The following is a 15915-nucleotide window of genomic DNA, read 5'->3' on the forward strand; positions in this document are numbered from 1 at the left end:
CCCGATCGCTGGGTAGAGGGATCGCGAGCCAGGTGGGGTGGCGTGGACGGTCGCGGAGTCGGCAGACTCCGCGTATGACTCGCATCGCCGTCGAAGGCCAGGCCAAGCGCACCCACCCCGCGGAGCGAGGCACCGTGCACCTGCACGTCGCGTTCTCGGGCACCCTCCGCAACGACGTCGTGGCACAGGTGGCCGCCACCCACACGATCCTGGTGGAGCAGGCCAAGGAGCACGTCGCCGGGGGCGCCGCGGAACGCTGGGACGCGGAGTCGGTGCACTCGTACGTCTACGACGACCGGATCAAGAGCTCCCAGGCGGGCGGCAAGCAGCGCGTCCGGCGGTTCCGGGCGTCGGCACGCCTGTCGGTCACGTTCCGCGACTTCGAGGCGCTCTCGACATGGCTGGCCGACATCATGGACGTCGACGGCGTAGAGATCGACCGGCTCGCCTGGACCCTGACCGACGAGACGCGCCGGACCCTCCAGGCCGAGGCCCGGATCGAGGCCGCCGAGGAGACGATGGTGCGCGCACAGTCGTACGCGGACGCGCTGGGCCTCGGGCCGGTCGCGCCCGTCGCGATCTACGAGGCGGGCCTGCGTGGCGGCGGCAACGGTGGCGGCAACGCCCCGATGTACGCGATGCGCGCGGGGGCCATGGCCGATCCGGGCGGTGGTGCGCACGTCGAGCTCCAGCCCCGGGACATCGACGTCGACATCACCCTCTCCGCGGACTACGAGGCGGGCGCGCCCGCCGAGGGCTGAGGCAGGATCCCGGCGGCGGCCAGGCGGCGCAGCACCAGGTCGTGCGGTACGGCGAGCGCCGTACCACGATGCCCCACGGTGGTCGTGGCCGTCAGCACGGAGTTGAGCAGGGCCTCCTCCACCGCATCCATGGTCGCGGTGAAGAGGGGGTCCAGGTCGCGCTCGTCCACGCTGCCGTCGACCGCGCAGCCCTCGTCCACGCCCTCCGGGCCGGCCGACGGCGGCGCGCCCGGCGTGCTGAACGCCAGCGCGTAGTCACCGCTGCCGCCCGCGAAGTCCGAGCCCACCCGCGCCATCGCGAACACGGCCCGGCGGGCGATCCGGCCCAGCTGCCGGGCGTCCAGCGGCGCGTCGGTGGCGACCACGATCATGCAGGAGTTGCCCTCGGGCTCCCCCGCGGGCTCCGGCGCCGTGTCGGCGGCGGCCCGGACCGGTACGCCACGCACGGTCAGCGTGCCGGAGAAGTTGGACTGCACCAGGGCGCCCACCGTCCAGCCGTGCACCCGTCGGGACGACGTGCCGATGCCGCCCTTGAACCCGAGTGCCATGGTCCCGGCCCCAGCCCCGACGCAGCCCTCCTCAGGCGGGCCGGACGCGGCCCCGTCGAGCGCCGCGAGCACGTGCGACTCCGCGATGGGGCGGGCGCGGATGTCGCTGAGGCGGCCGTCGTTGGTCTCTCCCACGACGGGGTTGAGGGTGCGGGTCTCCTCGTGACCTGGGCTCGCGAGCACATGTGTGACCAGGGCGTCCGCGGCACTGAACGCGCTGAGGGTCGCGGTCAGCAGGATCGGTGTCTCGAGGGCGCCGAGCTCGGCGACCTGTGTCGCGCCGACCAGCTTGCCGAACCCGTTGCCGACGAACAGCCCGCACGGCAGGCTGCGCCGGTCGGGGCCGAGGGCGTCCGGGACGATCGCCGTGACTCCGGTGTGGAGCCGGGGCGGGTCCACGATGGTGGTGTGCCCCACGCGTACGCCGGGGACGTCGGTGAGGGCGTTGTGCCGTCCGGTGGGCAGCGCGCCCACGACGATGCCGAGGTCGCGTGCCCGTCGGGGACGTTGGTTGTCGCTCATGCGTCCCAGCATCGGTGATCGGGCAGCTCTCGGCTCGGCCCGCCCGGCTCGGTCCAGCCGGATCAGCCCGCCCGGCTCAGCCCGCTCCCCGGCCGTCGGAGCGGCGATGCCGCGTGCGCACTCGCACAATGGCACGGTGCGCCTCGATGCCGATGTCTGCCGCTCCCGCTTCGCCGACGCGCGGCACGCCTACCTCGCCACGGCCGACGCCGGCGGTGCCCCGCACCTCGTCCCGGTGACGTTCGCCCTGCTCGAGGCCGTGCGCGACCCACCACGCGGTGCCGCGGCCGACGCGCCCGCGGGTGCCGAGATCGTGGTCGTCGTCGACCACAAGCCCAAGACCACGCACGGCCTGAGGCGGCTGCGCAACCTCGCGGAGAACCCGCGGGTCGCGTTCCTCGTGGACCGGTACGACGACGAGTGGGCGCAGCTCTGGTGGGTGCGCGCCGACGGCGTCGCGACCCTTGAGCAGGGGGGCGAGGGGCAGGAGGGTGAGCCCCGCGCGGCGGCGCTGGACGCGCTCGCCGCGCGGTACCCGCAGTACCGCGAGCGCCGGCCGGAGGGGCCGTTGATCAGAGTGCGGGTGACCCGGTGGTCGGGCTGGGCCCACGGATAGTGCTGGGACCTCACACCCAGTGGACGAGCTGCCAGACGATGCCGTTGGGGTCGGCGAACTGGCAGTAGCGCTCGCCCCACGGCTCCGTCTCGGGTGGGGTCACGACTTCCGCCCCGGCGGCGGAGATGCGGGCGAACTCGGTGTCGACGTCGTCCACGACGAACGCGACGAGCAGACCTTGTCCGGCCGGCCCGGCGATGCGCTCGGGCTTGAAGGTGCCGAGGCCGACGCGCAGGAACACGATGCTGAGGCCGGCCGTGGGGTGGGAGAGCGCCACGAAGCCGTCCGCGGACATGGTCTCGGTGAATCCGAAGTGCTGCTGCGCGAAGCGTGCGGAGGCGGCGACGTCGGGCACGTTGAGGGACAGGGCGGTCTCGGTGATCTTCAAGCGGGCTCCTCGGGTCGAATCCATAACCTTGTACGGCGTACAACGTAGGATGGTTGCAGAATGTTCCCGGCCTGTCACCCCGATCCTGGAGACCCATGCCCCGTGAGCTGATCGACCTGCTCTGGCGCGACCACCCGTCCGCCCCGCAGGGCGGCGCGCGCGGCCCGAGGGCACGCGTCACGACGGGGGCGGTGGTCGACGCGGCCTTCGCACTGGCCGACGCCGAGGGCCTCGACGCCGTGACGGTCCGGCGTCTCGGCGACGCGCTCGGCATCTCGACCATGTCCGTCTACACGCACGTGAACGGCCGGGACGATCTGCTCGTGCTGCTGGCCGACTCCGCCCATGCGCGGATGCCGCTGCCCGCCTACGGAAGATCGGGCTGGCGCACGCGCGTGCGCCGCATCGCCGACGCCAACCTCGCCCTGCACCTCGACCATCCCTGGCTGCTGGAGATCGAGGACGACCGCACGGCGTTCGGCCCCGGCACCATCGCCAAGTACGACCACGAGCTGCACGCCCTGGACGGGCTGTCCCTGGACGACGTCGCCCGCGACGCCGCGCTCACCTTCGTGCTCGACTTCGTCCGCTCCGCTGCCCGCGCACGGCGCCGGGATCAGCGGGCCGACGAGATGCCCGACACCTGGGCGCGGTGGGCGGGGCGGCTCGCGGAGTATCTCGGCGACGACTGTCCGGTCGCCCGACGCGTGGGCGCCGCCGCGGGCGAGGAGATGAACGCGGCGTCGAGCCCGGCCCACGCCTGGGAGTTCGGCCTGGCACGCGTGCTCGACTCGCTCGCGCCGACAGACGACGGACCGGGTGCGTAAGAAGCCGGTAAGCAGCCCGTAAGGGTTGTTCGCCGCAGCACGCGCCTAGCGTCGACCACATGAGAACACTGCACCGCGGCACCCTCGCCGCCATAGCCCTGACCTGCGCTTTCACTCTTGCAGCATGCGGCTCCGCCGAGGAGCCGGGCAGCGCCGAGATGTCCGAGGACACGATGTCGGAGTCCCCCATGGACGAGATGTCGGAGTCCCCCATGGACGACGAGATGGCCGAGGACGAGATGATGTCCGACGCGCTCGACTTCACCGCCACCACGGTGAGCGGCGACACCTTCGAGGGCACCGAGCTGGCGGGCAGCCCCGCCGTCGTCCTCTTCTGGTCCGAGATGTGTGACACGTGCGCCGACACGGCCGCCGCCCTCGCCGACGTCGAAGGGGTCGAGATGCTCTCGGTCGCCGGCGACGGCAGCGACCCCATGGACGACCCGATGGCGAGCGTCGGCGGCGTCACGCAGCTCGAGGACGGCATGGGCGACCTCGCCTCGCACTTCGGCGTGATGGCCGACGGCGACATCGTGCTCATCGACGACGAGGGCACGGTCACCCACCACGGCCCGATGGACCCGATGGAGCTCCCGGACGAGGTCGCTTCGCTCACCATGTGAGCAGTTGAGTGCTGGGTATTTGTCGACGTACCGGACAGGAATCGACAAATACCCAGCACTCAGCTGGGCTGGTCCTCCGAGCGGAGGCGCGGCTCCACCCGGTTGGTCGGGTTGACGCCGGACTTGTCCGCGTAGAAGGCCCGGATCACGTCCATGTCGGCGCCGACGTCGCCGGTGAGCCGGATGCTGGGCCCGAGACCGGCGACCTTGGCCACGCCGTCCACGTATCCGAGCGTCACCGGGAAGCCGGACGTGAGCGCGATGCGGTAGAAGCCGGACTTCCAGTAGCCCGAACCCGCGCCCCGGGTGCCCTCCGGCGTGACGACCAGGTGGAACTCCTCGCCCCGTTCGACGGCCGCGAGGATCTCCTCGACGATGCTCGCCGGGTCGTTCCGGTCGACGGGGATTCCGCCCAGGGACCGCATGAGACCGGCCAGGGGCCCCTTGAACCAGGAGTCCTTGATGAGGAACCGGACCTTGAGGTCCAGGTCGAACGCGATGGCCAGCATCAGGAAGAAGTCCGTGTTGGACGTGTGCGGCGCACCGATGAACACCGTGGGCCGGGTCGGGGCCGGCTCCGAGCGCATCCGGTAGCCGGTGACGGTCCAGATCAGTCGTGCGACGGCCCGGCGGATGGAGCGTGACATCGTCGTCCTCGAGTAAGGGCGGAAAGGGTGAACCCCGGACGGAAGTTCGCGGGAGCGCAATTCTGACAGATCCCGTGGCGGCTCAGCGCCCGGTTCCCACGGGCAGCCGCAGCAGCGGACGCAGGCTGCTGGCCGCCAGGTGCAGCAGCCCTCGCGATCCGGCGGACTGCTCGTCGAAGAGCATGAGCGCCACGTGCGCCATCGCGGTGTCGGAGGCCGCGACCGCCCGGGTGGCAGCGCCCGCCCAGAGCTTGGAGCGCATGAGCTGCTGCGCCAGGTAGCACTCCCGGTAGTGCCGCCCGAAACGGCGCCGGTGCGCCTGCTCGAACCCGGTCAGCGTGGCGGCGAGGTCCGCTCCCTGCCAGGAGGCGCCCGATCGTTCCAGCGCCCCGAGGTGTTCCGCGAGCTGCACGCCGGCGGCCATCCCGTAGAAGATGCCCTCGCCGCTGAGCGGGTTGATCGTCGCGGCAGCGTCGCCCAGCAGCACCGCGGAGCGCCCGCGGACCGTCATCGGGGTACGGGCCGCGGCGTGCGGCAGCTGGTGCGCGGCGACCCGCTCGACCCCGGACACCACGAAACCGCGCCGTTCCAGGTCCTCGACGTACAGGTCGAAGAGGTCGCGCAGGGTGCGGCCGTGCCGCTGGGTCTGCCGCTTGAGATGGTTCACCGGGATCCCGACGCCGAGGTTGGCGCCGTCGTCGGGCAGGGGAAAGACCCAGCCGTAGACCGGCAGGAGCGTCTCCAGGAAGTCGAAGCGGAGGGTGTCGCTCACGGGCTTGTCCGGATGGGTCACCCGCCCGTACGCGCGCATGGCGATGTGGGAGTGCCGCATCGAAGGGCGCTCGACCCCCATGGCCCGCCGTACCCCGGAGTACGTGCCGTCCGCGCCGACCACCAGGTCGAACGTGGCCTCGCCGCTGGACAGGGTGACCCGTTCACCGCGCAGTCCGCCCGGCGCGGCGGGCTCCGGCCCGGAAGGCGCCATGCCCTTGAAGGACACGCCTTCGCGGACGTCGGCCCCGGCCTCCCGCGCCGCCTCGAGGAGCAGGTCGTCGAGCGCCAGCCGCGGCGTGACGTACCCGGCGAGGTCGCGGCCCTCCATGAGCGGGCCGCGTGCGACGGCCTCGACGCCGCCCGGGCCGCTGATCGCCACCGACATCGGCATGTGGAACTGCTCGAGCCGCTCCGACAGACCGAGGCCGTCGAGCACCCTCCTGGCACCCGGGCCCAGCCCGTCGCCGCACGTCTTGTCGCGGGGGAACGTGGCCTTGTCGACCAGCGTGACGCGCGCGTCCGGCACCTCGCGTCGCAGTGCGATCGCCGTGGCAGCACCGGTGGGACCACCGCCCACGACGAGGATCCGAGGTGCGTTGTCGCCAGCCACGCCATCGACCCTAGACCGGCTCCAACGGGCCGGCCAAAGGGAGGCGGCGAGTCAGCGCCGGGGCTTGCGGCCCGGCGTCACGTCCTCGGCAGTACCCGGGATCGTCCTGCCCGTCGCGTAACCGCCCGGCGGGGTGCTGGACGACGGGCTCCCCTGTGCCCCGCCGCCCGACGTCGACGTGCCGGTGTCCGAGGACCCCGTCCCGGCGCCGCCCGACGTCGTGCCGTCAGAGGTACCTGGCACCGGCCGGTGCTTCCGGAACCGCTGCACCGCCTTGTACAGGGTGACGCCGGCGATGATGATCGCTATCGCGTCGTCCCCGAGGCCGAGCGGCCCCAGCACGCCCTCCGACAGGAGGTCGATCGGGCTCGCCACGTATCCGGCGCCCGCGATGAACGTCAAGATCTCCTGCCAGGTGAACTTCCTGGGATCCTTGCCCCGCTTGCTTTCCTCGCCCATGCCCGGAACGTAACGGAGAACCAGGCGACTCGCCAGGGATGTACGAGTCGTCCGATTCGTGACATCCGCCTCAGACCGGCACCATCGACCACAGTGGAGCAGACGTCGGTCAGACGTCGATCGGGCGGCGGTCCTCCACGAGCCTCGACGTGTAGCCCGCGGCCACGAGCCGGTCGAACGCACCGACCACCGCGTCGGGCACGTCCTCCTCGTGGGCGATGAAGCCGAGGTCGGCGTACAGCGTGAGGCGCTGGGTCTCGCCGACGAGCATGTCGACCACCCGGTCGGCGTCGCCGATCGTCCGGAGGTAGTCGTCGAGCGGCAAGGGCCGGGACACGCACAGCACGTCGACGTCCGGCCATACGACCCGGCACGTCGCGAACGCGCGGCGCTGCTGGTAGGGGTGCGAGACCAGCAGCACGGAGGACGGCTCCACCTGACGCTCGGCGAGCAGCTTGCGGCTGTACTCCAGGTTCTCGCTGGTGTTCGTCGCGGCCGGCTCGACCAGCACGGCGTCGGCAGGCACGCCACGAGCGATGGCGTGGTCGCGATAACCGAAGGCCTCGCCCTCGGGAAAGGCGTCGACGGTGGTGGGTGCGTTGGCACCCGTGAAGACGATCTGCCGGAACAGCCCCTCCAGGTAGAGATCGGCCGTGTAGTCGGCCACGCCCAGGTCGTGACCCCCCAGGCCGATGCACACGTCGACCGGTCGCGGCTCGTGCTGCAGGTCGTGGAACGCCCACAGTGTCTCTACGTCCTCCCGCACTTCGGCGGGGATCATGACGTTCGGCATATGACGACCATATTGCTCAGAGGAATGGCGGGCACAACCTGAACGCGGGTCCCCGCCCGAATTCGGCGGTATTCAGGCCCAATGTCACAGCGGACGAACCCGGATCGTCGCGGTATGACCCTACGCGCCGCCCGCCGTGCCGGGCCGTTCGGCGGAGCGTGCCCCGACGACATGGTCCTCGAGCTTGCCCGAGAACAGGTCGTAGTACTGCAGGTGCAGGTGGTAGCCGGCGCCGAGCGCGATGCGGCGGATCATGCCGAGCGTCGGCTCGACCTGTCCGGACTCGATCCGGCTGATCGTCGACGTGGGCACGCCGGCCAGCACTGCCAGTGAACTCATGCTGAGCTCTCGCTCGGCTCGGATCCTGACAACGATCTGGGCTGCTGTCGTGAGCAAGGCGCCCTCCCGTCGACGCTCGGCCATCGAAAACGTGCCATGACGCACGACAGGGCCTGCCGGAAAGTAGAGATCTATTTTCCGGCAAGCCCTGTGAGACCAGACTCTATACGTCTATGCCCGTCGCGGCTCATCGACAGGGCGGGTGTCGCATGTTTCCTCCGGGGGTGCCGCACCGACACGTTGGCCTACTACCCTCAGCGCTCATGGGTACTGCGAGCTCACCGGGTGACGCTGCCGGGCCCCGGCAGGCCGCCGGGCACGGGTCGGCTCGTCGCGGCCATGCGGCGCGCGGCGTGCGCGCCCTGCTCCAGGAGCATCCCGCCTGGGTGCTGCTGCGGTCGCGGAACGCGGCGGCCGCCGTCGTGCTGCTGGACCGCAACCTCGGCGGCTCCCGCCGCCGGCTGCCCGTCGAGCAGCTCGCCGACCGGATCGACGACGACCTGCCCGAGCTGCGCCGGGCGGGCTTCGAGCTGCCCTACTCGGGCTACTTCTACGTCTCCGAGTGGATCGACGAGGGTGTCCTCGTGCGGCGCCGCACCACGCAGACCCCGGGCGAGGCCGGCACCGAGACCCTTGAGCTGTCCGACGGCGCCCTGCTCGCCATCCGCTTCGTCTCCCGGCTGAGCAAGCCCCACCCCGCCGTCACCCCGTCCCGGCTCGGCGCCGTGCTCGACGGGCTGCACACGCTGGCCGCCGACGCCGACCCGGATCCGGAGGCCCGCCTGGCCGCCCTGCTGGAGCAGCGCGCCGCCCTCGACGCCAGGATCGAGCGCGCCCGCCGCGGCGACGACGAGGCCCTGCCGGCCGATGCCGCCGCCGAGCGCGCCCGCGAGATCCTGGCCCTGGCCGGCGACATCCCCGCCGACCTCGCCAGGGTGCGCACCGAGCTGGAGCGCACCGATCGCGAGCTGCGCCGCCGGCTCCTGGAGTCCGACGGCTCGCGCGACACGTTCCTCGACGACATCTACCGGGGCGTGGACCACCTCGCCGAGTCCGATGCCGGGCGCGGCCTGGTCGCGTTCCGGGAACTGCTGCGGCAGGCGGAGCACGCGGCGCAGGACGACGTGGGCCGTGTGCTCGACACCGTCCACCTGGCGCCCGCCGAGGCCTCCACGCTGCGCCGGCTGCTCCCCACGCTGCAGGACGCCGCCGACGAGCTCACCGACACCATGACCGTGCTGCGCCGCGCGCTGCAGCGCATGGTCAGGTCCGGCGAGCTCCCGGCCGAGCGGGCGCTGCGCCGGCTGCTCGGCCAGGCGCAGGACGCCGCCCTCGCGGCCGCCCCCGAGGTCACACCCGGCACCGAGATGCGGCTGACGCTGCCGCTCGGCGCCGTCACGCCCCGGTCGGTGGGCGGCTTCCAGCCGCACAACCCGGGTGGAGAGGACGCCGAGGCGCCACCGGCCGCGCCCGCCCTGCCGCCCCGTGCCGTCTCCCTCACGGCGCTGCGGGCTCTCGCCCGCGACTCCGAGATCGACGTGGACGAGCTGCGCGGCCACGTGAACGCGCAGGTCGAGGCCGACGGCCGTGCCACGGTCGCCTCCGTGCTCGACGCCCACCCCGCCACCCAGGGCGCCGCGAGCGTCGTGGGCCTACTGACGCTCGCGGAACGACACGGGGTGGCCACCGGTACCAGCGAAGACGTGAACTGGCGGTCCTCGCGCGGCGTCGCGCGGCGGGCCGTACTCCCCCAGCACCAGTTCGAGGAGCATGTCCCGTGACCGAACCCAACGCGACAGGACCCGGCCCGGCCGGCCCGGGCTCGACCGACCTCCGCAGCGCCCGCCCCGGACGCCCGGCCGGGGGTGCGGCGTCGACGGGCAGCGCGGCGTCGGCGGGCGCCGGGGGCGGTGCCGCCCACGGCACCGGCGACGACGCGGGCACGGGCGTCCGCCTCTGGCCCGGTGACCAGGGCACGCTGCCCGCTCCGGCACGGCTCGCCCTGGCCCGGCTCGTGCGCGGCCCGTACCTGGCCGCCGAGTCCGACCCGGACACCTGGCGTGCGCTCCTGACGAACGAGGGCGTCGTCCGCGAGCGCCTCGCCGACCAGTACCTCGACCTGGTGGTCGACGCCGACGCGCAGGTCGCGTTCGTGCGCGACGTACCGGGCCCGGACGCGCCCCAGGTGGTGCGGGAGCTGACGCTGACGTTCCTGGACACCGCGCTCCTGCTGCACCTGCGGGCCCTGCTGCTGGACTCGGCGGACGGGCGCGTGGCGATCAGCCGCGACGAGGCGTCCGACCATCTCGGGATGTACCGGCGGCGCGGCGGAGGTTCGCCCATGGACTTCACCCGGCAGCTGGACGCGACGTGGGCCCGGCTGATCGAGTCGGGCATGCTGGAGCCGCTCAGCGGGGACCGGTGCGTGGTCTCGCCGGTGCTGCGCACGGTGTTCGGCGCGGACCAGGTAGCGGCGCTGAGCGCCGAGTACGCACGGCTGGCGAAGGAGAGCGCATGAACCCCGCCCATCCCGGACAGTGGCGCCTCGCGCGCATCGAGCTGGTCAACTGGGGCACGTTCGCCGGGCACCACGTGGTGCCCGTGCCACGCGAGGGCTTCCTCCTCACCGGCCACTCGGGTTCGGGCAAGTCGTCGCTCGTCGACGCCGTCGCGGCGGTCCTGACCCCGCCGGAGCAGCTGCGGTTCAACGTGGCGGCCGCGGGCACGGGTGCCACCGAGCGTGAGGCGGGCGACCGGGACGTGGTCTCGTACGTGCGCGGCGCGTGGCGGCACCGCACCGACGAGAGCACGGGCGAGGTGGTGGCCGACCATCTGCGCCCGGGCGCCACCTGGTCGGGTGTGCTGCTGCAGTACTCGAACGGTACGGACGCCCCGGACGGCACCGTGACGCTGGTGCGGCTGTTCCACCTCACGCGGGGCTCGTCGAACCCGTCGACGCTGCACGTCGTGGTGCCGTCCGACACGGGCCTGCTGGACTTCGAGCGGTACGTCCGCTCGGGGCCCGACGTCGCAGGGGTGACCGCCGCCTGGCCCACCGCGACGGTCAGCGAACGGCACGGGCCGTTCGCCGCCGCGTTCACCCAGGCACTGGGGATCGGCTCGGAGCAGGCGCTGGTGCTGCTGCACCGCACGCAGTCGGCGAAGAACCTGGGCAGCCTGGACGACCTGTTCCGCGGGCACATGCTGGACGAGCCGAGCACGTTCGAGCTGGCGGCCCAGGCGGTGGACCAGTTCGCGGACGTGGCACGCGCCTACGCCGACATCGAGACCTCGCGTCGGCAGATCGAGCACCTGAGCCGCCTCGCGACCCTGACCAAGGCGTACGACGAGGGCTCGGCGGCCGGAGTCCGGGCCGCGACCCTGCGCGGGTCCTTGGAGACGTTCAAGGACGCGTGGAAGCTCGACCTCGCCCACGGCGCGCTCGCGGAGGCGCGAGCCGCCGAGGAGCGCGCGCAGCACCACCGGCAGGCGGCCGACACAGAGGTCGACGTCGCGGCGAACACGCACCAGCAGGCCGTGAACGTGCTCGGCGCGCGGGGCGGGCAGGCGCTCGCCACGCAGGCCGACCGCCTCCAGCGGGCCGGCGAGATCGCCGCGCTGGCGCGCACGCGCCGTGGCGAGCTCGCGACGGACCTGCAGTCGGTCGGCATGAGCATGCCCGAGACGTTCGGGGAGTTCGCGGCGCTCAAGGAGAAGGCGCGCTGGGAGCTCGGCGGCGCGAAGCCGCTGACCACCGGCGCGGTCCCGACCCTGACGGGGGCCGTACCCGCCGTCGTGACGGAGCAGGTGCCCGCGGTCTCGACGGGTGCGGTCCCCGCGGTGGCCGCCGGGACGCCGACCGGTGCCCTGCCGTCGGTCGCCACGGGTGCCGTGTCCACCGTCGGCCGTTCGCGGGCGCCCGAGGCGCTCGACGCGAACATCCGGGAGGCCCTGGCCACGCGCTCCGCCGTCGGGCAGCGGCACGAGGCCGTGGCCGCACGGATCCAGGCGGTGCGGCAGACCCGGACGAACGTGCCGGCCGAGCTGGCCGCGGCACGCCGGGCCGTCGCGGAGGCCGCGGGTCTCGACGTCTCGGTGCTGCCTTTCGCGGCCGAGCTGCTGCGCGTCCGCGAGGAGGACGCCGACTGGCGTCCCGTGCTCGAGGGCGTCCTGCGACCGCTGGCCACGCTCGTGCTCGTCGCGCCGACGCACCGCGCGGCCGTCGCCGGGGCGATCGGGGCCGGGCCCGGGCTGCGCTACCGGGTGGTCGGCGTGCGCAACGACGCGCCCCGGTCCACCGACGCCGCCTCCCTGGTGCACAAGGTCGAGGTCATGGACGGCCCGATGTCGGGGTGGCTGCACCGGCGCCTGTCCGACCAGTACGACTACCTGTGCGTCGACGACCCGTCGGGGCTGGACCGGCACGAGCGGGCGGTGACCCGCGAAGGGCTGGTCAAGCACGGACCGGAGGAGATCGAGCAGCCCCTGCTGCCCGGTGTCGAGGACTGGGCGCTCGGCTGGGACGCCGACGACCGTCTCGACCAGCTCCTGGAGCTGGCGCGCGAGACACAGGCGCAGCTCGTGAACGCCGACGCCGCAGTGGCCGACGCCGTGGCCGAACAGCGGGAGGCCGTGCGCCGCCAGCTCACCCTGCGGCAGGTGGCGCGCCGGGAGTGGCGCGAGGTGGACATCGAGACCGCCGAGGCCGACCTCACCGACGCGCAGGCCTCGTTCGACCGGCTGCTCGACGGCACGATGGACCTGCTGCAGGCGTCCCAGGACGTCGCGGCGGCCGAGAACCGCCTCGACCAGGCCCGGACCGCCGCCGCCGAGGCGGCCGACACGCTCGCCGAGGCCCGCGCCCACCGGCGCTCGCTGGAGCGCGTCGTCGCGGAGCTCGGCGACGCCCCGACCAGCGCGATCCCGCTCGCGCACCGCGAAGAGCTGGAGAAGCGATACGCGGCCGTCCGCAAGACGGTGACGCACGAGGTGATCGACGACGTCTCGCTCACCGTGTCCCGCACGCTCGACGCGGAGCGGGAGGCCGGGCTGCGCACCTCTGGCGCCGCCGAGCGGGAGATCGTCGGGCTGCTGGCCGAGTTCCGCCGCCGCTGGCCCGCCATCACCCGCGACCTCACGGCCCAGGTCGGTGACCGGTCGCGGTACCTCGAGGTGCTGGAGCGCATCCGCACGTCCCGCCTGCCGGAGCAGGAGGCCCGGTTCTCCGACCTCCTCACCGACCAGGCGCGACGCGCCCTGCGGAAGCTCGCCGCCGAGATCCGGCAGGCACCGGCGGCGATCCGCGAGCGGATCGTCGGGGTCAACACCTCCCTGCGCCGCTCCCCCTTCGACACCGACCGGTTCCTGGAGATCCGTGTCAAGGAACGCCGCCCCGCAGCCGTCGAGCAGTTCCTGGCGACGCTCGACGCGCTCACGGGAGACACGGAGCCGGAGTACGAGGTGCTGGAGCGGCTGGTCCGGCGGCTCGGGTCGAGCGACCCCGCCGACCGTGCCTGGCGTGCCCTGTGCCTGGACACCCGCCGGCACGTGCACTTCACCGGCGTGGAGGTCACCGCCGGTGGCATCTCGCTCGCCGTGCACGACTCCTCCGCCGGACTCTCCGGCGGCCAACGGCAGAAGCTCGTCGTGTTCTGCCTGGCCGCAGCCCTGCGCTACCAGCTCGCCGGGACGTCGGACTCCGCCACGCCCGCCTACGGCTCGATCCTGCTGGACGAGGCCTTCGACAAGGCCGACACCGCGTTCACCCGCACGGCCATGGACACGTTCGCGGCGTTCGGCTTCCACATGATCCTGGCCACGCCGCTCAAGCTGCTGCAGACGCTCGAGGACTACGTGGGCGGCATCGGCCTGGCGACCTGCCGGGAGATGCGGGAGTCGCGCGTGGACGTGGTCCTGCTCGAGTCCCCGCTGCCCGACGTCGACCCGGTCCCCTCGACGACCCGGGGCGGTACCGGCGGAGGTGCGCCGGGGGGCGGTGTGTCGGCAGGCACTGGGCCAGCGAGGGGTGCGTCGGGAGGCGGTGCGCCGGCGGGCGGAGCGCGGGCCGGGGGTGGAGGTGTCGCAGCGGGGATGGACCAGGCCGGTGCGGCGCAGACAAGCACGAGCCCGGCTGGCGCGATGCAGCCGGCGTCGAGGACGGCCGTGCCGGCAACATCGGGGGCGGCTTCGGCAGGTGCTGCACCGGAGGGGGCGGTTGGTTCGGCTCCGGCAGGTACGGATCCGGCGGGTGCGGTTGGTTCGGCACCGGCGGGTTCGGTGGGGTCGGGTTCGTCCGGGGCACTTCGCTCCCCGACCCCCGCGTCCTCTGCTCCGCCCGCCGGTAGCGGCACGAGCACACCGCCGCACGGGCTTCCGGCGGTGCTTCCTCCCCCGCCGCCTCCTCCCCCGCCGTCGCGGGCCGCCATCGCGCCCGCCGGCGCCACATCCGCCGGCGCCGAGACGCTCCGCGCCACGCCGGCCAACGCGGCAGCCCAACCGGCGGCCGCCGGCATCCCGGCTGCCGGCGCCGCGGCGTCCGGTGCTGCGGTCGGCGGCACGACAGCCGGTAGCGCGACAACTGGCAACGCGACGACCGGCAGCGCCGCAGTTGGCGTGACAGCCGGCAGCGCCACAGCCGACGCGACAACCGGCGCGACAGTCGGCAGCGCCGCACCTGGCAACGCAACAACCGGCAGCACTGCAACGTCCGAGACCGCGTCCGGCGGCACGGCGTCGGACAGCGCCCCTGCCGGTGCACCCGAGGCGGAACCGGCGTCGCCGTCGGACACCGTGAGCGACAGTGCACCGGAACCGGACTGGTCGGTGACCGTGACCCAGGAGCGCGGTGAGGTGTCGCCGGTAGCGCGGATGACGTCGCGCCGCCCGTCGCTCTAGGCGTGCTCACGGTTCGCAAGAAGTCGAAAAGCCCTGGGCAGGTTCGACAGCTACGGCGCCTGAGGACCACGAGTTCGGTCCCATGTCATCGCGACCACATGAGTTCGGTCGCTTGTCGTGAGATCGGTCGGTTGACTGACCGATCTCACGACAAGGGACCGAACTCGCTGGATTCGGTCGGACGTCCGACCGAACTCGCCGACCCTGGTCAACCGTCCGACCGAACTCGCCGACTTCGGTCAATCCGCCGGACCGAGCTTCGCTGGATTCGGTCAGACGTCCGACCGGCCAGCCGCGAACCCACGGGCGTAGGCCTCCGCGGAGCCCTCGCGGAACAGGTCGTCGGCACTGGCACGCACCAGGACGCGGGCACCCGGCCCGTCGTCCGCCATGACGTGCTGGCCCATGCCGCGCACGACGGCGACCGCGCGACCGCTCGACTTGCCCCGGACCAGCTCGGACGCCGCGGCGATCTCGTCGACGACGGCGGTGACCGTCACGTTCAGCGCGCGACCGTGGGCGTCCACGCTGCCGCGGAGATCGTCGGTCGGGGCGACTCCCGCGCAGCCGATCGCGATGTCGACCAGGGCGTCGCGCCAGGGGCGGCCGGCCGTGTCGGTGACCACCACGCCGATCCGGCGCAGTCCCAGCCGCTGGGTGAGGGCGGCGCGGATCGTCCGGGCCGAGGCGTCCGGGTCCACGGGCAGCAGCAGGACCGTGCCCTCCGGAGTGTTGCTCGCGTCCACGCCCGCGGCGGCCATCACCAGGCCGAGCTTGTTCTCGACGATGCGCAGGGGCGGTAGGCCCGGGCGTTCTCGCCGGGCGACCACGCGGACGGTCTCGTCGGTGATGGCCTGCTCCCGATCGGCAGCCGCTATCACCCGCCCCTCCGCCTTGGACACGATCTTCGAGGTCACGACGACGACGTCGCCGTCACGCGGCCGGTCCTGCTCGTCCTGACCTGTCAGGAGGTCGGCGACGAGCACGCCGAGGTCGTCGCCGGGGGTGATCTCGGGCAGCCCGTCGGGGGCCCAGATGCTGAGTCTCTCCACGGGACCATCCTCACACCGAGACGGTTCACCCAGGTGCGGTAATCTGCCACGCGGCTACGCCA

General features: G+C 73.1%; 15 protein-coding genes. 7 read left to right on the plus strand and 8 right to left on the minus strand.

Annotated elements, in window-relative coordinates:
• Positions 1-74: 74 nt before the first annotated feature.
• Entirely contained in the window at positions 75-761 is a 687-nt protein-coding gene (locus ACFSL2_RS08935) for an SIMPL domain-containing protein (protein ID WP_377197513.1), read from the plus strand.
• Here the strand turns inward: ACFSL2_RS08935 and ACFSL2_RS08940 are convergent.
• Positions 731-1831, minus strand: coding sequence for a P1 family peptidase (locus ACFSL2_RS08940; protein ID WP_377197514.1), 1101 nt, complete (start codon positions 1829-1831; stop codon positions 731-733). The genes ACFSL2_RS08935 and ACFSL2_RS08940 overlap by 31 nt on opposite strands.
• A 136-nt stretch (positions 1832-1967) precedes the next feature.
• Here ACFSL2_RS08940 and ACFSL2_RS08945 point away from each other — a divergent pair, with 136 nt between their 5' ends.
• A complete protein-coding gene (locus ACFSL2_RS08945; RefSeq protein ID WP_377197515.1) occupies positions 1968-2447 on the plus strand; it encodes a TIGR03668 family PPOX class F420-dependent oxidoreductase in 480 nt (159 codons plus the stop codon).
• A 10-nt stretch (positions 2448-2457) separates the two neighbouring features.
• Here ACFSL2_RS08945 and ACFSL2_RS08950 read toward each other — a convergent pair whose 3' ends face one another.
• The gene (locus ACFSL2_RS08950; protein ID WP_377197516.1) at positions 2458-2835 is read right to left on the minus strand and encodes a VOC family protein; all 378 of its coding nucleotides are present in this window, start codon (positions 2833-2835) and stop codon (positions 2458-2460) included.
• A 95-nt stretch (positions 2836-2930) separates the two neighbouring features.
• Here ACFSL2_RS08950 and ACFSL2_RS08955 point away from each other — a divergent pair, with 95 nt between their 5' ends.
• Positions 2931-3662 carry a TetR/AcrR family transcriptional regulator gene (locus ACFSL2_RS08955; RefSeq protein ID WP_377197517.1) on the plus strand — a complete coding sequence of 244 codons (732 nt, stop codon included), beginning with the start codon at positions 2931-2933 and terminating at the stop codon, positions 3660-3662.
• A 59-nt stretch (positions 3663-3721) separates the two neighbouring features.
• Positions 3722-4285 (plus strand): redoxin domain-containing protein, encoded by a 564-nt coding sequence (locus tag ACFSL2_RS08960; RefSeq protein WP_377197518.1) that lies wholly within the window; start codon positions 3722-3724, stop codon positions 4283-4285.
• Positions 4286-4344: 59 nt separating this feature from the next.
• Here ACFSL2_RS08960 and ACFSL2_RS08965 read toward each other — a convergent pair whose 3' ends face one another.
• The 5 genes from ACFSL2_RS08965 to ACFSL2_RS08985 form a co-directional block, all read right to left on the minus strand.
• Positions 4345-4932, minus strand: a complete 588-nt coding sequence (locus ACFSL2_RS08965; protein ID WP_377197519.1) for a 1-acyl-sn-glycerol-3-phosphate acyltransferase — start codon at positions 4930-4932, stop codon at positions 4345-4347.
• A gap of 82 nt (positions 4933-5014) precedes the next feature.
• Positions 5015-6316, minus strand: a complete 1302-nt coding sequence (locus tag ACFSL2_RS08970) for an NAD(P)/FAD-dependent oxidoreductase (RefSeq protein WP_377197520.1) — start codon at positions 6314-6316, stop codon at positions 5015-5017.
• Positions 6317-6367: 51 nt separating this feature from the next.
• Positions 6368-6775: a DUF1232 domain-containing protein gene (locus ACFSL2_RS08975; protein ID WP_377197521.1), complete on the minus strand. Its 408-nt coding sequence runs from the start codon at positions 6773-6775 to the stop codon at positions 6368-6370.
• Between the two features lie 109 nt (positions 6776-6884).
• Positions 6885-7568: a YdcF family protein gene (locus tag ACFSL2_RS08980; protein WP_377197522.1), complete on the minus strand. Its 684-nt coding sequence runs from the start codon at positions 7566-7568 to the stop codon at positions 6885-6887.
• Between the two features lie 120 nt (positions 7569-7688).
• A complete protein-coding gene (locus ACFSL2_RS08985; protein WP_377197523.1) occupies positions 7689-7991 on the minus strand; it encodes a helix-turn-helix domain-containing protein in 303 nt (100 codons plus the stop codon).
• Positions 7992-8170: 179 nt separating this feature from the next.
• Here ACFSL2_RS08985 and ACFSL2_RS08990 point away from each other — a divergent pair, with 179 nt between their 5' ends.
• From ACFSL2_RS08990 to ACFSL2_RS09000, 3 genes are read left to right on the plus strand one after another with little or no spacing between them, the layout of a single operon-like run.
• Positions 8171-9688, plus strand: a complete 1518-nt coding sequence (locus ACFSL2_RS08990; RefSeq protein WP_377197524.1) for a DUF3375 domain-containing protein — start codon at positions 8171-8173, stop codon at positions 9686-9688.
• Entirely contained in the window at positions 9685-10425 is a 741-nt protein-coding gene (locus tag ACFSL2_RS08995; RefSeq protein WP_377197525.1) for a DUF4194 domain-containing protein, read from the plus strand. The genes ACFSL2_RS08990 and ACFSL2_RS08995 overlap by 4 nt, the downstream gene beginning before the upstream one ends.
• A complete protein-coding gene (locus tag ACFSL2_RS09000; protein ID WP_377197526.1) occupies positions 10422-14801 on the plus strand; it encodes an ATP-binding protein in 4380 nt (1459 codons plus the stop codon). The genes ACFSL2_RS08995 and ACFSL2_RS09000 overlap by 4 nt, the downstream gene beginning before the upstream one ends.
• Positions 14802-15073: 272 nt before the next feature.
• Here ACFSL2_RS09000 and cofE read toward each other — a convergent pair whose 3' ends face one another.
• Positions 15074-15853: a coenzyme F420-0:L-glutamate ligase gene (gene cofE / locus ACFSL2_RS09005; protein WP_377197527.1), complete on the minus strand. Its 780-nt coding sequence runs from the start codon at positions 15851-15853 to the stop codon at positions 15074-15076.
• Positions 15854-15915: the final 62 nt, after the last annotated feature.

It is taken from the genome of Promicromonospora aerolata (assembly GCF_042682255.1).
Classification (GTDB): domain Bacteria; phylum Actinomycetota; class Actinomycetes; order Actinomycetales; family Cellulomonadaceae; genus Promicromonospora; species Promicromonospora aerolata.